Origin of the sequence: Shinella zoogloeoides (assembly GCF_022682305.1) — a bacterium.
GTDB lineage: Bacteria > Pseudomonadota > Alphaproteobacteria > Rhizobiales > Rhizobiaceae > Shinella > Shinella zoogloeoides_B.
Genome location: NZ_CP093528.1, coordinates 2,276,133 through 2,293,638, shown reverse-complemented (window position 1 = coordinate 2,293,638; position 17,506 = coordinate 2,276,133). Strand labels below are relative to the sequence as shown.

Here is a 17,506-nt window from a genome sequence, read left to right as displayed (position 1 = left end):
AATTCCCCCTTGCAATTGGACGGGCGATTTTGGACGGTCACGTCTCGGAAAGCGTCAGTTCGGCGACGAAGTCGTAGGCGTCGCCGCGATAGATGGAGCGGGTGAACTCGACCACCCGGCCCGTGCGAAGATAGGAGATGCGCTCGATGGAAAGCCCGGCCGAGCCCGGCGGCACGCCGAGCATGGAGGCGTCCGGGTCCTTCATGTTGTAGGCGGAGATGCGCTGCACGGCGCGCACCGGGCGGCAGCCGCGCTTTTCCAGCGCCGCGTAGAGCGAGCCTTGCACCTGAAGCGGATCGGGCAGGAACTCGGCGGAGATGCAGGCGCGCTCGATTGCGAGCGGCATGTCGTCGGCGACGCGCAGGCGCCCGAGCCGGGCGACCAGCGCATCCGCCGGCAGGCCGAGCATCATCATCTCGTCGGGCGAGGGGTGGAACAGGCCGCGGTCGATCCATTCGGCGCGGGTGGTCAGGCCCCGGCGCGCCATGTCCTCGGTGAAGGAGGTGAGGCGCGACAGTGATTGCTGCACCTTGGCGACGGGCTTTGCGACGAAGGTGCCCGAGCCGTGGCGGCGCACGAGAAGGCCGTCCTTGACGAGATCGTCGACCGCCTTGCGCACGGTGACGCGGCTGACATTGGCGTGGTCGGCAAGGTCGCGTTCTGCGGGCAGGGCGTCGCCGTAATTCAGCTTGCCCGAGGTGATCGCCTCTTCCAGCGTCTGGCGCAGTTTCAGGTAGAGCGGCCCGGGCACGCCCGACTGAAGGCTCTCCGGCGTCAGGATGGCGGCAAGCGGCGTGCTCATGCGGCGGCTCCCGTGCGTTGCCTGTAGCCCTTGGCGGCGAGCGCCACCGCACCCGTCAGCGCATCGGCCTCGGCTTCCACCAATATGGCGCGATGCCGCTCGGAAAGCCATTCCGGATAGATCTGCGCCAGCCCGCCGAGCAGGCAGAGGCGCTTTGCGCCGGCCAGTTCCATGATGGCGTCGAGGGATTCGTTGACCGTCGCCGCGCCGGCCTTGACGATGGCGGCGGCCTGGGCGTCGCCCCGGCGCGCGTAATCGAAGAGGACGGGTGCGAAGCGGCCGAAGTCGCCGGGCTTGGAAAGGCGGGCGAATTCGACGATGCCGCGCGGGTCGCCCTTGAATTCATCGAGGATCGCGTCCGTCACGCCCGAGCGGGGATGCACGCCGTCATGGGCGAGCAACGCTTCCTGCAGGAGCGCATGGCCGAGCCGCGCGCCGCCGCCGAGGTCACCGACCGTGAAGCCCCAGCCGCCGATATAGCGGACCACGTTGTCCTTGCGCCCCATATAGATGGAGCCGGTGCCGAGGATCGCCACCGCGCCGTCCTCGTCGCCGATCGCGCCCTGCAGGGCGATCAGGCCGTCGGAATCGATATCCGTATGATGGAAGGGCAGGCGGTCGTGCACATAGCGCGTCAGGTCGCCGACATTGGTGCCGGCAAGGCCGAGGAAGGCCGAGGCGCCGCTGATGCCGGCCTCGTCGAGGCCCGCCTCGCGATAGGCCGCCCTGGCGGCTTCCGTGATGGAGATGATCGCATTGTTGGGGTCGGTCAGGATGTTCGCCGCGCCGCTCTTGCCGCGCCCGAGAATGATGCCGTCCGGGCGCGCCACCGCCGCGCGGCAGCTCGTTCCCCCACCGTCGATACCGAGAATGTAATTCGTCATGGGCACCTCCTGAAGTAACGATACCAAAAAAATACCAATAACCAAGGGGTATGGTGATGTGGAAGGTGGTCTTTTATTCAATCAATTGATTTTGCTGAATAAAAATATTCAATGGCAAAAAAGTGGTCTCAAAAATTAATTTCCTATGGACAATTGGTATTTTTTTGGCATTAATTTCGGCCAGAGGAGAAACGATGATGGCCGCAGGCAGGACCGAGGGCAGGCATGATCAGGCGAGGGGGCTGGACGAACGTCAGCCCGTCGACGCGCTGAAAGTGCTTGCGGATGGGCAGAAGGCCGCCGCCGCCGTGGTGGACGCCGCGCTCGCCGATATTGCCGCCGCGTCCCGCCTTGCCGCCGACGCGCTGCTTTCCGGCGGTCGTCTTATCTATGCCGGTGCTGGCAGTTCCGGCCTGATGGCCATGGCCGATGCGCTCGAGCTTCCCGGCACATATGGCATTCCCCATGATCGTATCGTCATCCTGCTCGCTGGCGGTGCAGCGAGCCTGGTCGACCTGGCTGGCGGCTATGAGGACGACTGCGACCTCGCTGTCGGCGACGCCGTCGCGGCCGGCATTGGCCCGAAGGACTGTGTGATCTCCGTTTCGGCAAGCGGCAGCACGCCCTATGCGCTCGCCATCGCGGCCTATGCGAAGGAGAAGGGCGCGCGGGTCGTGGCAATGGCCAACAATCCCGGCGCGGCGCTCTTCGAGGGCGCGGACGTCTCCATTCTGCTCCAGACACCGCCGGAGGTCATCTCCGGCTCGACGCGCATGGGCGCGGGCACGGCGCAGAAGATCGCTTTCAACATGTTCTCGACGCTCACCGGCATCCATCTCGGCCATGTGCACGACGGTCACATGGTCAATCTCAAGGCCGACAACATCAAACTGAAGGCGCGCGCCTGCCGTATCGTCTCCGACATCTCGGGTGTCGGGATCGATGAGGCGGAACGCCTTCTTTCGCGCTCCGAAGGCTCGGTCAAGACGGCCGTGCTTCTGGCCGCGGGAGCGGAGGATGCCGGCGCCGCGAAGGCGGCACTGGACCGGTCGGGCCAAAGCCTCAGGCGCGCCCTCAAGGTTTTCGGATAACATGAAGTCTCAGAACGCGCTGCGGCGCATAAAAGGGGAGAATGCAATGACACGCAACGCAATCAAGGGCCTGCTCCTTGCCACGAGCATCCTCGGCACGGCCGGGATCGCTCAGGCAGAGGACGTCACGCTGACGGTCGAAAGCTGGCGCAACGACGACCTCGCCATCTGGCAGGAAAAGATCATCCCGGCCTTCGAAGCCAAGAACCCGGGCATCAAGGTCGTCTTCGCGCCGACCGCCCCGACCGAGTACAACGCCGCGCTGAACGCCAAGCTCGACGCCGGCTCGGCAGGCGACCTCATCACCTGCCGTCCGTTCGACGCCTCGCTCGAACTCTTCAAGAAGGGCCATCTCGTCGGCCTGAACGACGTGGCCGGCATGGAGAACTTCTCCGACGTCGCCAAGTCCGCCTGGACGACGGACGACGGCGCGACGACCTTCTGCGTGCCGATGGCTTCGGTCATCCACGGCTTCATCTACAACAAGGACGCCTTCGACCAGCTCGGCATCACGGTTCCGACCACGGAAGCCGAATTCTTCGCCGCGCTCGACAAGATCAAGGCCGAAGGCAGCTTCATCCCGATGGCGATGGGCACGAAGGACCTCTGGGAAGCCGCCACCATGGGCTACCAGAACATCGGCCCGACCTACTGGAAGGGTGAGGAAGGCCGCAAGGCGCTGATCCGCGGCGAGCAGAAGCTGACCGACGAGGGCTGGGTCGAGCCGTTCCGCGTCCTCGCCAAGTGGAAGGACTACCTCGGCGACGGTTTCGAAGCCCAGACCTACCCGGACAGCCAGAACCTCTTCACGCTCGGTCGCGCCGCCATCTACCCGGCCGGCTCGTGGGAAATCGGCCTGTTCAACACGCAGGCGCAGTTCAAGATGGGCGCGTTCCCGCCGCCGGTGAAGAATGCCGGCGACACCTGCTACATCTCGGACCACAACGACATCGGCATCGGCCTCAACGCCAAGAGCCCGAATGCGGACGCCGCCAAGAAGTTCCTGACCTTCGTGTCCTCGCCGGAATTCGCCGACATCTACGCCAACTCGCTGCCGGGCTTCTTCAGCCTGAACTCGACGGCCGTGAAGATGGCCGACCCGCTGGCGCAGGAATTCGTCTCCTGGCGTGAGAAGTGCAAGCCGACGATCCGCTCGACCTACCAGATCCTGTCGCGCGGCACGCCGAACCTCGAGAACGAGACCTGGACGGCATCGGCCAACGTCATCAACGGCACGGAAACCCCGGAACAGGCCGCCGAGAAGCTCCAGAAGGGCCTCGACAGCTGGTTCAAGCCGGTCAAGTAAGCCTGCCGTTCGGCTGCTGAATTCTGCTTGAGGAGCGGGCTGCGTCCCGCTCCGGTCCTCCCCCCGTAAAATTCGGGGGGAGGAGCTTCCGGCGGCGCGGCTCGAAATCGCAGGCGCTGGCCGTGACCCTTCGCGTCCCGGTGGACAGAGGGTGCCGAAAGGCAAATTCGGGGAGCGACCCCGTCACTAATGTGTATGCTGGATTTGTCATGTGCGGCCGCCGCCGCGCAAGGCGTTCGCGCATGCGGATTCAACGAACGATAACCGGAGGGGCAGCCACACCATGAGCGACATACCTTCTTCCCATGCTGCAGCGGAACCGATCAAGCGCCCGACGCGCTGGCATATCGGCATTTTCCTGCTGCCGGCCTTCATCGTCTATTCGGCGGTCATGATCCTGCCGCTCATCGAGACGCTGCGCCTCTCGCTGTTCAACACGGTGGACGGCCAGCCGACCTTCGTCGGCCTCGGCAACTTCAAGGTGCTGTTCGGCGACGAGCGCTGGGCCGCCGATTTCTGGAACGCGCTGAAGAACAACTTCGTCTTCTTCGTGATCCACATGCTGGTGCAGAACCCGATCGGGGTGGCGCTCGCCGCCATGCTGTCGCTGCCCAAGCTGCGCTTCGCCTCGTTCTACCGCACGGCGATCTTCCTGCCGACGCTGCTGTCCTTCGTGATCGTCGGCTTCATCTGGAAGCTGATCCTCTCGCCGATCTGGGGCGTTTCGCCCTATCTCATGGATCTCGTCGGTCTGAAGTCGCTGTTCTCGCCCTGGCTCGGCAAGCCCGGCTCGGCGCTCATCGCCGTGTCGCTGATTTCGGTCTGGCAATATGTCGGCATTCCGATGATGCTGATCTATGCCGCGCTGCTCAACATCCCGGAAGAGGTGGTTGAGGCGGCCGAATGCGACGGCGTGACCGGCTGGAGCCAGTTCTTTAAGATCAAGCTGCCGCTGATCCTGCCCGCCATCGGCATCATCTCGATCCTCACCTTCGTCGGCAACTTCAACGCCTTCGACCTCGTCTACACCGTGCAGGGCGCGCTCGCCGGGCCGGACAAGTCGACGGATATCCTCGGCACGCTGCTCTATCGCACCTTCTTCGGTTTCCAGCTCCAGCTCGGTGACCGCTCGATGGGCGCGACGATCGCGACGGTGATGTTCCTGATCATCCTCGCCGGCGTATCGCTCTATCTCTTCGCCATCCAGCGGCGCATGCGCCGCTACCAGTTCTGACCGGGAGAGCCTGACATGTCTCAAGCACGTAACTCGCTGAGCCGCACGGCGTTCGTCCATATCGCGCTGATCAGCTACGCGGTGATCTCGGTTTTCCCGGTGTTCCTGACGCTGATCAACTCGATGAAGGATCGCAACGCGATCTTCCGCAACCCGATGCAGCTTCCGACCCCCGCGACCTTCGACCTCGTCGGCTATACGACGGTGCTGGGGCAGGGCGACTTCACGACCTATTTCCAGAACAGCTTCATCGTCACGGTGGCCTCCATCGCGCTGGTTCTGCTGTTCGGGGCCATGGCCGCCTTCGCCCTCTCCGAATACCGCTTCCGCGGCAACACGCTGATGGGCCTCTACCTCGCCATCGGCATCATGATCCCGATCCGTCTCGGCACGGTCGCGATCCTGCAGGGCATGGTGGCGACGGGTCTCGTCAACACGCTGACGGCGCTTATCCTGGTCTATACCGCGCAGGGCATCCCGCTCGCCGTCTTCATCCTGTCGGAATTCATGCGGACCGTCTCCGATGACCTGAAGAATGCCGGCCGCATCGACGGGCTTTCGGAATACTCGATCTTCTTCCGCCTCGTGCTGCCGCTGGTGCGCCCGGCCATGGCGACGGTCGCGGTCTTCACCATGATCCCGATCTGGAACGACCTGTGGTTCCCGCTGATCCTGGCCCCGAGCGAGGCGACCAAGACGGTGACGCTCGGCTCGCAGATATTCATCGGCCAGTTCGTGACCAACTGGAACGCCGTGCTCGCCGCCCTGTCGCTCGCAATCCTGCCGGTCCTGATCCTCTACTTCATCTTCTCGCGGCAGTTGATCCGCGGCATCACCTCGGGAGCTGTAAAGTGAGTTCTGCAATGACCCCCATCCGTGTTCTTTCCGCCGGTCTCGGCAACATGGGCAGGAGCCATGCGCTCGCCTATCACGAGAATCCCGGTTTCGAGATCATCGGCCTCGTCAACCGCTCGAAGGTTCCGGTTCCGGCCGGGCTGGAAGGCTACGAGATCCATCCGTCCTTCCATGAAGCGCTGAAGGAACTGAAGCCCGAGCTCTGCTCGGTCAACACCTACTCCGACAGCCATGCCGAATATGCCATCGCGGCCATGGAGGCCGGGGCGCATGTGTTCCTCGAAAAGCCGCTGGCAACGACGGTGGCGGATGCCGAGCGCGTCGTGGCCTGTGCCCGGGCGAACAGCCGCAAGCTGGTCGTCGGCTATATCCTGCGCCACCATCCCTCGTGGATCCGCCTGATCGCGGAAGCGCGCAAGCTGGGCGGCCCCTACGTCTTCCGCATGAACCTGAACCAGCAGTCGAGCGGGCCGACCTGGGCGACCCACAAGGCGCTGATGCAGACGACGCCGCCGATCGTCGACTGCGGCGTGCACTATCTCGACGTGATGTGCCAGATCACCGACGCCAAGCCGGTCGAGGTGCGCGGCATGGGCCTGCGCCTCTCCAACGAGATCAAGCCGGACATGTACAACTACGGCCACCTCCAGGTGCTCTTCGACGACGGTTCGCTCGGCTGGTACGAGGCGGGCTGGGGTCCGATGATCTCCGAAACGGCCTTCTTCGTGAAGGACGTCATGTCGCCGAACGGCTCGGTCTCCATCGTCATGGACCCGAACGCGAAGTCGGACGACATCGACACGCATACCAAGACGGCGGTCATCCGCGTTCACAACGCGGCGACCGGCCCGGACGGCAAGTTCCTGTCGCCGGACGAGGACCTGAAGATGGCGGGCGAACCCGGCCACCAGGAACTGTGCGACCGGGAACAGGCCTTCGTGCTGAAGGCCATCCGCGAGGACATCGATCTCTCGCGGCACATGGACGATGCGGTGCAGTCGCTGAGGATATGCCTGGCGGCCGATGAAAGTGTCAGAACCGGCCAGACGGTCAAGCTCTAGGGGGATAAAAGATGGGCTCTCTTCAACTGAAATCCGTACGCAAGTCGTTCGGCAATGTCGACGTCATCAAGGGCATCGACCTCGACGTGAAGGACGGCGAATTCGTCATCTTCGTCGGCCCCTCGGGCTGCGGCAAGTCCACGCTGCTGCGCATCATCGCCGGCCTTGAGGACGCGACGTCCGGCTCGATCACCATCGACGGCGCGGAAGTCGTCACCGTGCCGCCGGCCAAGCGCGGCATCGCCATGGTGTTCCAGTCCTACGCGCTCTATCCGCACCTGTCTGTCAAGGACAATATGGGCCTCGGCCTCAAGCAGGCCGGCGCGCCGAAGGAGGAGATCGAAAAGCGCGTCTCCAAGGCCTCGGCCATGCTGTCGCTGGAAAAATACCTCGCCCGCCGGCCGGCCGAGCTTTCCGGCGGCCAGCGCCAGCGCGTCGCCATCGGTCGTGCCATCGTGCGCGAGCCGAAGCTCTTCCTCTTCGACGAGCCGCTGTCGAACCTCGATGCGGCGCTGCGCGTCAACACGCGCCTGGAGATCGCAAGGCTGCACCGCGAGCTGAAGGCGACCATGATCTACGTCACGCACGACCAGGTCGAGGCGATGACGCTGGCGGACAAGATCGTGGTGCTGGACGCGGGCGTGATCCAGCAGGTCGGCTCGCCGATGGAACTCTACAACCGGCCGGCCAACCTCTTCGTCGCCGGATTCATCGGCTCGCCGGGCATGAACTTCATCGACGCCGAACGCCTCGGGGTTTCCGACGCCAAGACCGTCGGCGTGCGCCCGGAGCACCTGACGCTGTCGCGCGAAGGCGGCGAGTGGCAGGGCAAGGTGGTGCATGTCGAGCATCTCGGCGCCGACACCATCGTCTATGTCGAATCGGACAAGGTCGGCTCCTTCACCGTCCGCCTGTTCGGCGAGCATCACTACGAAGTCGGTGATACGGTCTACGCCACGCCGGCCGCCGGCCAGACGCATCGTTTCGATGCGGAGGGACGCGCGATACGTTGAGGCCCCTCATCACAAGTCCGTGAAAGGGGAGGATTGCGGCTTCTTCCGCCGTGATCTACGATTGTCAAACGTCAGAAACTAACATACAGCCCTGTTTGTATGTTGCGATGCGGTGGCCCTGCGGCCACCGCATCTATTCGTTTTCAGCACCCTGCCGCCCCGTTGCCGGCGCCGCTTATGGAAGAACCCATGCGTTTCACGAGACCGATTTCGATTGCGACCCTTGGCGCCCTCTTGACCCTTTCGGGCTGCAAGGAAGAGCAGGCTCCGCAGGAGGGTTTCGCCTTTCCGCCGCCGCAGGTGGCCGTTCTCACGGTGAAGGCCGAGGACGTGCCGATCACCAACGAGCTGCCGGGGCGCATTGCCGCGACCCGTACCGCCGAAGTCCGCCCGCGGGCCTCGGGCATCGTCGTCGACCGGGTCTTCGAGCAAGGCTCGCTGGTCAAAGAAGGCGATGTGCTCTACCGCATCGATCCCGCGCCGTTCCAGGTGCAGGTCGACAGCGCCGAGGCGACGCTGCGCCGCGCTGAGGCCGTCCAGGCCCAGGCGAAGAACGACACCGTGCGCCAGGAGCAGCTCAAGAAGTCGAACGTCGCCTCCGCGCAGGCTTATGACGACGCCATCGCCAAGCTGGCGCAGGCCGACGCCGACGTCGCCATTGCCCAGGCCGGCCTTGCGACGGCCAAGCTCAACCTCGAATATACCGAGGTGAAGGCGCCGATCAGCGGCCGCATCGGCCGCGCGCTCATCACCGAGGGTGCGCTGGTTTCCACCAACGGCACGGAAAACCTCGCCACGATCCAGCAACTCGACCCGGTCTATGCCGACTTCACCCAGTCGGCGACGGACCTTATCCGCCTGCGCAAGGCGCTGAAGGACGGTGCGCTGATGGCCGACAACAATTCGGCCGACGTCAAGCTGTTCCTCGACGATGGTTCCGCTTACCCGCATCCGGGCAAGCTCCTGTTCTCGGAAGCCGCCGTCGACGAATCGACCGGCCAGGTGACGCTGCGCGGCGAATTCCCGAACCCGGAAGGCGACCTTCTGCCGGGCATGTATGTGCGCGTGCAGGTCGAGCAGGGCGTCGAGAAGGGCGCGGTCCTCGTTCCGCAGCAGGCCGTCCAGCGCGATGCGTCGGGCAGCGCGCTGGTCTATGTGGTCTCCGCCGACAACAAGGCGGGTCCCCGTCCGGTACATGTCGGCCGCGCCGCCGGCACCCGCTGGGTGATCACCGACGGCCTGAAGGACGGCGAGAAGATCATCGTCGAGGGCTTCCAGAAGGTCCAGCCGGGCGGCGAGGTCGTTCCCTCCGAATGGGACCCGAACGCCGTCGCCAATGCCGCCAAGCAGGGCGGCGAGGCCAAGGCCGATGAAGCCAAGACAGATGAACCCAAGGCAGGCGAGGCCAAGGCCGACGAAGCCGGCAAGGCCGAAGGCGGCGATGCCGCCACGACCGAGCAGGCGAAGTAAGGATCCGGACGATGCCCAGTTTCTTCATCGACAGGCCGATTTTCGCCTGGGTCGTCGCGATCTTCATCATGATCGCCGGCATCATCTCCATCCCTCTGCTGCCGATCGCGCAGTATCCGGACGTCGCCCCGCCGCAGATTTCGGTCTCGACGTCCTATGCGGGCGCGTCCTCGCAGGACACCTACCAGAGCGTCACCAAGCTCATCGAGGATGAGCTGAACGGCGTCGAGGGCATGCTCTATTTCGAATCGACCTCGAGCGCCTCGGGTTCGGCCGAAATCAACATCACCTTCGCGCCGGGCACCGATCCGAGCCAGGCTTCGGTCGACGTGCAGAACCGCATCAGCCGCGTCGAACCGCGCCTTCCCGACTCGGTTCGCCGCCAGGGCGTGCAGGTCGAGGAGGCCGGTTCCGGCTTCCTGCTGATCGTCTCGCTCACCTCCACCGACGGCTCCATGGACGCCATCGGCCTCGGCGACTATCTCAACCGCAACATCCTGTCGGAGATCCAGCGCGTGCCCGGCGTCGGCCGCGCGCAGCTCTTCGCCACCCAGCGCTCCATGCGCGTCTGGCTCGATCCGGCCAAGATGCTCGGCCTGAATCTCACCGCGGCCGACGTGACCGCCGCCGTGCAGGCGCAGAACGCGCAGATCGCGGCCGGCAGCATCGGCGCCCAGCCGAACCCGATCACCCAGCAGATCGCCGCGCCCGTCAACATCAAGGGCCAGCTCACGACGCCGGAAGAGTTCGGCGCCATCGTGCTGCGCGCCAATGCGGACGGCTCGGCCGTGCGCCTGCGCGACGTCGCGCGTGTCGAAGTGGGCGGCGAGACCTATTCGTTCTCGACCCGCCTCAATGGTCAGCCGTCCGCCGCCATCGGCGTGCAGCTTTCCCCGACCGGCAACGCCATGGAGACCTCCGCGGCGATCAAGGCGCGTATGGACGAGCTGTCGCGGTTCTTCCCGCCGGGCCTCGAATACTCGATCCCCTACGACACCTCGCCCTTCGTGAAGGTGTCCATCGAGAAGGTGCTGCACACGCTGCTCGAAGCCGTCGGCCTCGTGTTCCTCGTGATGTTCCTGTTCCTGCAGAACATCCGCTACACGATCATCCCGACGCTCGTCGTGCCCGTCGCGTTGCTCGGCACTTGCGCCGTCATGTATGCCATGGGCTTCTCGATCAACGTGCTCACCATGTTCGCCATGGTGCTCGCCATCGGCATTCTCGTGGACGACGCGATCATCGTCGTGGAGAACGTCGAGCGCATCATGTCGGAAGAGGGGCTGCCGCCGAAGGAAGCGACCCGCAAGGCGATGAAGCAGATCACCGGCGCCGTCATCGGCATCACGCTGGTGCTCGCCTCGGTGTTCATTCCGATGGCCTTCTTCCCCGGCGCGGTTGGCGTCATCTACCAGCAGTTCTCGCTGACCATGGTCGTCTCGATCCTGTTCTCGGCCTTCCTCGCCCTGTCGCTGACCCCGGCGCTTGCCGGCAGCTTCCTGAAGCAGGTTCCCAAGGGGCATCATCACGCCAAGCGCGGCTTCTTCGGCTGGTTCAACCGCGGCTTCGACAGGACGTCTCGGGCCTATAGCGGCAGCGTCGGCTGGCTCGTGCGCCGCACCGGCCGCGTGATGGTGATCTATCTCGCGATCCTGGCGGGCCTCGGCTACATGTTCGTGAAGCTGCCGACCTCCTTCCTGCCGGACGAGGACCAGGGCTTCGTGATTGTCATGATGCAGCTTCCCTCGGAAGCGACCGGCCACCGCACGGACGAGGTCCTCACGCAGACCGAGAAGATCTTCGGCCAGGAGCCGGCCGTCGACACCATCGTCGGCATCAACGGCTTCTCCTTCTTCGGCGCAGGTCAGAACGCGGGCCTTGCCTTCGTGACGCTGAAGGACTGGAGCGAGCGCGGGCCGGAACACGCCGCGCAGGCGATTGCCGGCCGGGCCACTATGGCGATGAGCCAGATCAAGGACGCGATCAGCTTCGCGCTGTCGCCGCCGCCGATCCAGGGCCTCGGCACGACGGGCGGCTTCTCCTTCCGGCTGCAGGACCGCGCCGGCCTCGGCGCCGAGGCGCTTGCCGCCGCGCGCGACCAGCTTCTCGGCCTTGCCGCGCAGAGCAACGTCGTCACGGGCGTGCGCTTCGACGGCATGCCGGATGCGGCGCAGGTCAACATCGTGATCGACCGCGAGGAGGCCAACACCTTCGGCGTGACCTTCGCCGACATCAACTCGACGATCTCGACCAATCTCGGTTCGACCTATGTCAACGACTTCCCGAACTCCGGGCGCATGCAGCGCGTGACGGTTCAGGCGGATCAGGGCGAGCGCATGCAGGTCGCCGACCTCCTCAACCTCAACGTCCGCAACGCCAAGGGCGGCATGGTGCCGATCTCGGCCTTCGCGACTGCCGAATGGGTGAAGGCGCCGACGCAGACCGTGGGCTACAACGGCTATCCGTCCATCCGCATCAGCGGCGACACCAAGCCGGGCTTCTCCACCGGTGACGCGATCACCGAGATGGAGCGGCTCGCGGCCCAGCTTCCGCCGGGCTTCGGCTATGAGTGGACGGGCCAGTCGTTGCAGGAAATCCAGTCCGGCTCGCAGGCCCCGATCCTGATCGGCCTGTCGATCCTCCTGGTGTTCCTGTGCCTTGCGGCGCTCTACGAGAGCTGGTCCATTCCCTTCGCGGTCATCCTCGTGGTGCCGCTCGGGGTGATCGGCGCGGTCGTCGCGGTGACGCTGCGCGACATGTCGAACGACGTGTACTTCAAGGTAGGTCTCATCGCGATCATCGGCCTTTCTGCGAAGAACGCGATCCTGATCATCGAGTTCGCCAAGGAGCTGATGTCGCAGGGCCGGTCGCTGATCGACGCGACCGTCGAGGCCTGCCACCTGCGCTTCCGCCCGATCCTGATGACATCGCTCGCCTTCACGCTCGGCGTCCTGCCGCTCGCCATCGCCACGGGCGCAAGCTCGGGCAGCCAGCGCGCCATCGGCACCGGCGTGATGGGCGGCATGATCACCGCCACCGTGCTCGCCATCTTCTTCGTGCCGGTCTTCTTCGTCTTCGTGATGAAGCTCGTCGGCTACGGGAAGAAGAAGGAGGAGCCGGTTCCGGCTGCAAGCCCGGCAGAGTAAGCCGCCATGCGCCGGACCAAGGCGGAGGCCAAGGAAACCCGCCAGCAGATCCTGCTGGCGGCGGAAAAGGTCTTCTACGAAAAAGGCGTCGCCCATGCCTCGATGGAGGATGTGGCGCGCGCCGCGGGGGTGACCCGCGGCGCCATCTACTGGCACTTCGCCAACCGGGCGGACCTGGTGCTGGAACTCTCCGACTCGCTGCCCCTGCCGCAGGAAGACCTGATCGCCCGCGAGCTGGAGGCGGAGAATGTCGATGTGTTCGGCCTTCTCGAACGGGTCGGCAGGCAATGGATCGAGCTTCTGGCGGCGGACGAGCACCGCCAGCGCATCCTGACGATCCTTCTGCGCTGCGATGCGACGGGCGAATTCGCCCGCATCTCCGAGCGCCAGAACGATATCGACGACGAGCATATGCAGACGCTGGAGGCGGCCTTCGCCAGGGCGCAGCGGCAGGGCCGGCTTTGCGCGGCCTGGACCCCGCACGCGGCCGCGTCCATGCTGCGCTGGGTCATCAAGGGGCTGTGCTCGGAATGGCTGCGCTTCGGCCGCCGCTTCGATATAGTGGCCGAGGGCGGGGAGGCGCTGCGCCGGCTCTTCACCAGTTTCGACGCGTCCGCCGTCAGATAGGAGAACCCGGCTGTGGGCAGCCGGGTTCCTTGCCTGAAATCCATGCCGGCGGAGTCGCTTAGCGGCAGACCTTCACGCGCTTGATGACCAGTTCGCCCCACTTGTTGTAGCGCTTGATCTTCTTCCAGTGGCAGTGGCGATGGTGGCCGTAATAATCGCTGACATAGCCGTGATGATGGCCACCCCAGCCGTGGCCGCCGCCGATGTCGATATAGAGGCCGCCGGCCTGTGACGGGGCGGCGAAGGATACCGCTGCGACGGTCGCGACGATGGCGGACATGATGAACTTTCGCATTTTCAGTCTCCTCTCTTCCGGTGAAAGGATGAGTGGTCTCATCCCGTAGGCTCACTTTGGCAGGAGGGAGAGGGGGATGCTGTTCCCGCAGGAACAAGCCTATCTGCCCTGTTCGGGCAAAAAGCGCTCCATGGCGCCCGGCCGCAGTTTCTCGCCGATCATGCAATCGTAGGCGGGGCCGGCGGTGCGGATCACGCGGGTGGGCGGTTCGGCGCCGCTGACTTCAAGAATGAGCTTTCGGCGGATGGCGACGGCGAAGTCTTCCGGATCGTGCACTGGCAGGACGAAGGCGCCCGGGCCGCCGATGACGCAGTTCGAATAGTAGTCGTCCAGCGAGCCGAAGGCGGCGGAGGGACGGATCATGATGGCAAGGCCGTTGATGACGATGCCGAGCGCCGTCGCCATGTCGCGGGCGGGCGTGACGGGCGCGCCGAAATTGTTCGGTCCGTCGCCGGAAATGTCGATGATGCGGCGAAGGCCGCTATAGCCGTTCTCGTCGAAGAGACTTGCTCCATGGGCGATGGCGCCGGATATCGAGGTGCCGCGACGCATGGCGATGGGGCGGGCTTCCACAAGCGCTGCGAAGGCCGCGGCCTCCCCGGGGCCGGAGATAATCTGCCAGGGGATGTGCGCGCTGTCGCTGATCGTGCCGGCCCATTCGAAATAGGTGATGGCGATGCGGCCGTTTAGCCCTCCGCGCACGGCATTGAGGAAATCGGGGTGACGCAGCGCGTTGACGTAGCCGGCGCGCTGCACCTCGGCTTCCTCGATATCCATGGAGCGGGAGACATCAACCGCCAGCACCAGTTCCACGTCCACCTCTTCGCCGGAAACGGCGGCGGCGGCCGTCAGGCCAATCAGCAAGGCAAGCGTCGTCAGCATGATCGCCACCCATCCCGTGCATACGCTGCCGGCAATGTATCATGGGTGGCGTACGGAAAGGGCGCGCATTCTTCAAAAATCGGTGATAGGGGCGAATAGCGAGGGGTGTGGAGCCGTCTGGTCTCTGCACCTGTGATTGCGGGTGCCCGCAGGCGCTCGGGCAGGGGGACGGGTCCATATGAGCTTCAGAAGCATACTCGCCGCAGCGCGCAAGAGGCTGTCAGGCCGAGGGAACAGTGCGCCGCAGGAGCCGCTGTCGCTGGAAGAGCAGCTTGTCCATGACTACGATCTGTGTCTCTTCGAACTGCATGACGAGTTGCCGGAGCTGAACGGCCAGCGCGACGCCATGCGCGCGGCCTGGCGTGACGGCGATTTCGAGACCTTTCATCGCGCCTTCGAGGCGGCCCGGGCGAGCGGCGTCATCGCGTCCAACGGCAAGCCGCTTTACGCGCTGGTGAAGGACTGGTTCCTCGAGCCATTCATGGCCCTGCCGGATGACGAGGAGAGCGCGCGTCCTTCCGGGGACGAGCTGGCGCCTTTCCGGGAGTTCTTCCACCGCAGCCCCTCCGCCTTTTCCGCCGCCACCTATGCCGATGCGTTGCGCGCGATGGCCTTCGTGCGGCGCGGGACGGCCTGGGCGCGGGATGTGCAGGGAGACCAGTGGCAGGGCTACGAGGCCTTGCTCGGCGAGGCGGACACCGTGCTCGACAGCCATCCCGATCCGGCGGATTTCAGCTGGCGGATGAGCGACTATAGCCGCTCGGCCAACACGGGCGATTTCGATACCTTCAAGGCGCACTTCGAGCGAGCCTGGCTGATGGACCGCTACAATATCGACCTCTGCCGTTCCCATGCCCGCATGATCATGCCGCGCTGGCTCGGGCGGGACGAGCACGACCTGGAGAATTTCGCCCGCCGGGCGGCGGACTTGACCAGGGACCGCTTCGGTCTCGGCTTCTATGCGCTGATCCAGCAGGCGAATACCGAAGTCGGCGACCACGAACTGGCCGATACGCTGTGCGATCCCGATCTCGTCAAGCAGGGCTTCGAGGACCTGCTTGCCCGGTTTCCCGCGCCGAGCGTGATGAACCTCTATGCCGACACGCTCGAATGGATGGGGGATACCGAGGCGCTGGCCGATCTTCTTGAAAGCCGCTTCCGGGTGATGGTGCCGCAGATCTGGTATGGCGAGACGCGCAGCGACAAGATCTCCTATCTCTTCGCCACGCTGCTGGAGGCGGCGGAGGTCCTGGAGGCGCGGCGCGCGGCGTGATAGGCGCGCGGGGTGGGCTGGCGTTCGGCCCTGCCGCCTGCTAGCTCTTGCAGGAGCCGACCGCCGGAGCCGACCTTGCAGGACATCACCGACCTTTCCGCCCTTGCCCTTTCCGCCGCCATCGCCGAACGCCGGCTCGATTGCCGCAGCGTCATGGCCGCCTATCTTTCCCGCATCGAGGCGATCAATCCGCTGATCAACGCCATCGTCAGCCTGCGGCCGGCCGAGGCGCTGCTTGCCGAGGCGGAAGAGGCCGACAGGGCGCTTGCGGCGGGAAACTATCGCGGCTGGCTGCACGGCATGCCCTTCGCGGTGAAGGACCTTTCCGAGGCCAGGGGCATCCTCTGCACCTTCGGCTCGGCAAACTACGCGGATTTCGTGCCCGATTACGACGATATCCATGTCGAGCGTATCCGCGCCGCCGGCGCTATCGTGATCGGCAAGACCAATGCGCCGGAAATGGGCCTCGGCTCGCATACCTACAACCCTGTCTTCGGCGTGACGCGCAACCCCTATGACAGGACGAAGAGCGCGGGCGGTTCGTCCGGCGGCGCGGCGGCGGGGCTTGCCGCGCATATCCTGCCGGTCGCGGACGGCAGCGACATGATGGGTTCGCTGCGCAACCCGGCCGGCTTCAACAACGTCGTCGGCTTCCGCCCGTCCTTCGGCCGTGTACCCTCGCTCGGCAATGAACTGTTTCTCGGCCAGCTTGCGGTCAACGGGCCGATGGGGCGCACGGTCGCCGATGTCGCGGCGCTGCTGGCGACGCAGGCCGGGCACGATCCGCGCGACCCGCTGTCCCTTCTGGACGAAGACCTCGCCGTCACCGGAGCAAGGGACCTTTCCGGCGCCCGCATCGGCGGGCTCGGCGATTTCGGCGGCTATCTTCCCTTCGAACCCGGCGTGCTGGACCTCTGCCGGGCGTCGCTCGACGTCTTCCGCAGGCTCGGATGTTCGGTGGAGGAGGTGCCGCCGGGCTTCGACATGGCACGGCTCTGGCAGGTCTGGCTGACGCTCCACCACTTCCTCGTCTCGAACGGGCAGGCGGCGGACTATGCCGATCCGGCGCGGCGGGCGCGCATGAAGCCGGAGATGATCTGGGAGATCGAGAGCGGCCGTGATCTGCCGGCGACGGCCGTGCATGTCGCCTCGCTCGGACGAAGCGACTGGCACCGCTATATCGCGGGCCTCTTCGAGACCTATGATTTCCTCATCCTGCCCTCCGCGCAGGTCTTCCCCTTCGATGCCGGGATCGACTGGCCGAAGACCGTTGGCGGCCGGACGATGGATACCTATCACCGCTGGATGGAGGTGGTGATCGGGCCGACGCTGGCCGGGCTGCCGGTTGCCGCAATGCCGGCCGGTTTCGGAGCGAACGGGCTGCCCGCCGGCATCCAGATCGTCGGCCCCGCGCGGGCGGACCGGGACGTGCTCGCGGCGGCCGCGGCCTATGAAAAGGCGACCGACTGGCTCGCCCGGCATCCCCAGTTCTAGGGAGTCTGGGACTTTCGACACGCCATCGCCGCATTATCATGACAGGCACGCCTTGCCGGGTGTCGAGGACCGC

General features: G+C 65.3%; 15 protein-coding genes. 11 read left to right on the top strand and 4 right to left on the bottom strand.

Annotated features, from left to right (window positions below; all coding sequences use genetic code 11):
- Nucleotides 1-37 precede the first annotated feature (37 nt).
- Together MOE34_RS11545 and MOE34_RS11540 are read right to left on the bottom strand one after the other, a co-directional pair.
- Nucleotides 38-802, bottom strand: a complete 765-nt coding sequence (locus MOE34_RS11545; protein WP_242216927.1) for a GntR family transcriptional regulator — start codon at nucleotides 800-802, stop codon at nucleotides 38-40.
- A complete protein-coding gene (locus MOE34_RS11540) occupies nucleotides 799-1,686 on the bottom strand; it encodes an N-acetylglucosamine kinase (protein ID WP_242216925.1) in 888 nt (295 codons plus the stop codon). Before MOE34_RS11540 ends, MOE34_RS11545 begins: the two co-directional genes overlap by 4 nt.
- A 197-nt stretch (nucleotides 1,687-1,883) precedes the next feature.
- Here MOE34_RS11540 and MOE34_RS11535 point away from each other — a divergent pair, with 197 nt between their 5' ends.
- From MOE34_RS11535 to MOE34_RS11495, 9 genes are all read left to right on the top strand, one after another.
- A complete protein-coding gene (locus tag MOE34_RS11535; protein WP_242223912.1) occupies nucleotides 1,884-2,777 on the top strand; it encodes an N-acetylmuramic acid 6-phosphate etherase in 894 nt (297 codons plus the stop codon).
- A 46-nt stretch (nucleotides 2,778-2,823) separates the two neighbouring features.
- Complete coding sequence (locus tag MOE34_RS11530) at nucleotides 2,824-4,083, top strand: ABC transporter substrate-binding protein (protein ID WP_160785994.1); 1,260 nt, start codon at nucleotides 2,824-2,826, stop codon at nucleotides 4,081-4,083.
- 283 nt (nucleotides 4,084-4,366) lie between these two features.
- The gene (locus MOE34_RS11525) at nucleotides 4,367-5,317 is read left to right on the top strand and encodes a carbohydrate ABC transporter permease (RefSeq protein ID WP_242216923.1); all 951 of its coding nucleotides are present in this window, start codon (nucleotides 4,367-4,369) and stop codon (nucleotides 5,315-5,317) included.
- Nucleotides 5,318-5,332: 15 nt separating this feature from the next.
- Complete coding sequence (locus tag MOE34_RS11520; protein ID WP_242216921.1) at nucleotides 5,333-6,172, top strand: carbohydrate ABC transporter permease; 840 nt, start codon at nucleotides 5,333-5,335, stop codon at nucleotides 6,170-6,172.
- Nucleotides 6,173-6,180: 8 nt separating this feature from the next.
- Nucleotides 6,181-7,233 (top strand): Gfo/Idh/MocA family protein, encoded by a 1,053-nt coding sequence (locus tag MOE34_RS11515; RefSeq protein WP_431522374.1) that lies wholly within the window; start codon nucleotides 6,181-6,183, stop codon nucleotides 7,231-7,233.
- An 11-nt stretch (nucleotides 7,234-7,244) separates the two neighbouring features.
- Nucleotides 7,245-8,246, top strand: coding sequence for an ABC transporter ATP-binding protein (locus MOE34_RS11510; protein ID WP_242216917.1), 1,002 nt, complete (start codon nucleotides 7,245-7,247; stop codon nucleotides 8,244-8,246).
- A 177-nt stretch (nucleotides 8,247-8,423) separates the two neighbouring features.
- Nucleotides 8,424-9,716 carry an efflux RND transporter periplasmic adaptor subunit gene (locus MOE34_RS11505; RefSeq protein WP_242216915.1) on the top strand — a complete coding sequence of 431 codons (1,293 nt, stop codon included), beginning with the start codon at nucleotides 8,424-8,426 and terminating at the stop codon, nucleotides 9,714-9,716.
- A gap of 11 nt (nucleotides 9,717-9,727) precedes the next feature.
- Entirely contained in the window at nucleotides 9,728-12,862 is a 3,135-nt protein-coding gene (locus tag MOE34_RS11500; RefSeq protein ID WP_242216913.1) for an efflux RND transporter permease subunit, read from the top strand.
- 6 nt (nucleotides 12,863-12,868) lie between these two features.
- Entirely contained in the window at nucleotides 12,869-13,489 is a 621-nt protein-coding gene (locus MOE34_RS11495; RefSeq protein WP_242216911.1) for a TetR family transcriptional regulator, read from the top strand.
- 58 nt (nucleotides 13,490-13,547) lie between these two features.
- On the opposite strand, the gene MOE34_RS11490 is transcribed toward MOE34_RS11495, so the two are convergent.
- Nucleotides 13,548-13,784: a hypothetical protein gene (locus tag MOE34_RS11490; RefSeq protein ID WP_242216909.1), complete on the bottom strand. Its 237-nt coding sequence runs from the start codon at nucleotides 13,782-13,784 to the stop codon at nucleotides 13,548-13,550.
- A gap of 99 nt (nucleotides 13,785-13,883) precedes the next feature.
- Nucleotides 13,884-14,666, bottom strand: a complete 783-nt coding sequence (locus tag MOE34_RS11485; RefSeq protein ID WP_242216908.1) for a DUF1194 domain-containing protein — start codon at nucleotides 14,664-14,666, stop codon at nucleotides 13,884-13,886.
- Between the two features lie 178 nt (nucleotides 14,667-14,844).
- Here MOE34_RS11485 and MOE34_RS11480 point away from each other — a divergent pair, with 178 nt between their 5' ends.
- Nucleotides 14,845-15,939, top strand: a complete 1,095-nt coding sequence (locus MOE34_RS11480; RefSeq protein WP_242216906.1) for a hypothetical protein — start codon at nucleotides 14,845-14,847, stop codon at nucleotides 15,937-15,939.
- Between the two features lie 75 nt (nucleotides 15,940-16,014).
- Nucleotides 16,015-17,433 carry an amidase gene (locus MOE34_RS11475; protein WP_242216904.1) on the top strand — a complete coding sequence of 473 codons (1,419 nt, stop codon included), beginning with the start codon at nucleotides 16,015-16,017 and terminating at the stop codon, nucleotides 17,431-17,433.
- Nucleotides 17,434-17,506: the final 73 nt, after the last annotated feature.

Excerpts from the sequence above, each read along its gene's own strand:
- MOE34_RS11490 (WP_242216909.1), bottom strand. The coding sequence starts at position 13,784 with ATGCGAAAGTTCATCATGTCCGCCATCGTCGCGACCGTCGCAGCGGTA.
- MOE34_RS11485 (WP_242216908.1), bottom strand. The coding sequence starts at position 14,666 with ATGCTGACGACGCTTGCCTTGCTGATTGGCCTGACGGCCGCCGCCGCC.
- MOE34_RS11505 (WP_242216915.1), top strand. The coding sequence starts at position 8,424 with ATGGAAGAACCCATGCGTTTCACGAGACCGATTTCGATTGCGACCCTT.
- MOE34_RS11510 (WP_242216917.1), top strand. The coding sequence starts at position 7,245 with ATGGGCTCTCTTCAACTGAAATCCGTACGCAAGTCGTTCGGCAATGTC.
- MOE34_RS11525 (WP_242216923.1), top strand. The coding sequence starts at position 4,367 with ATGAGCGACATACCTTCTTCCCATGCTGCAGCGGAACCGATCAAGCGC.
- MOE34_RS11530 (WP_160785994.1), top strand. The coding sequence starts at position 2,824 with ATGACACGCAACGCAATCAAGGGCCTGCTCCTTGCCACGAGCATCCTC.
- MOE34_RS11515 (WP_431522374.1), top strand. The coding sequence starts at position 6,181 with ATGACCCCCATCCGTGTTCTTTCCGCCGGTCTCGGCAACATGGGCAGG.
- MOE34_RS11540 (WP_242216925.1), bottom strand. The coding sequence starts at position 1,686 with ATGACGAATTACATTCTCGGTATCGACGGTGGGGGAACGAGCTGCCGC.
- MOE34_RS11545 (WP_242216927.1), bottom strand. The coding sequence starts at position 802 with ATGAGCACGCCGCTTGCCGCCATCCTGACGCCGGAGAGCCTTCAGTCG.
- MOE34_RS11535 (WP_242223912.1), top strand. The coding sequence starts at position 1,884 with ATGGCCGCAGGCAGGACCGAGGGCAGGCATGATCAGGCGAGGGGGCTG.
- MOE34_RS11520 (WP_242216921.1), top strand. The coding sequence starts at position 5,333 with ATGTCTCAAGCACGTAACTCGCTGAGCCGCACGGCGTTCGTCCATATC.
- MOE34_RS11480 (WP_242216906.1), top strand. The coding sequence starts at position 14,845 with ATGAGCTTCAGAAGCATACTCGCCGCAGCGCGCAAGAGGCTGTCAGGC.
- MOE34_RS11495 (WP_242216911.1), top strand. The coding sequence starts at position 12,869 with ATGCGCCGGACCAAGGCGGAGGCCAAGGAAACCCGCCAGCAGATCCTG.
- MOE34_RS11500 (WP_242216913.1), top strand. The coding sequence starts at position 9,728 with ATGCCCAGTTTCTTCATCGACAGGCCGATTTTCGCCTGGGTCGTCGCG.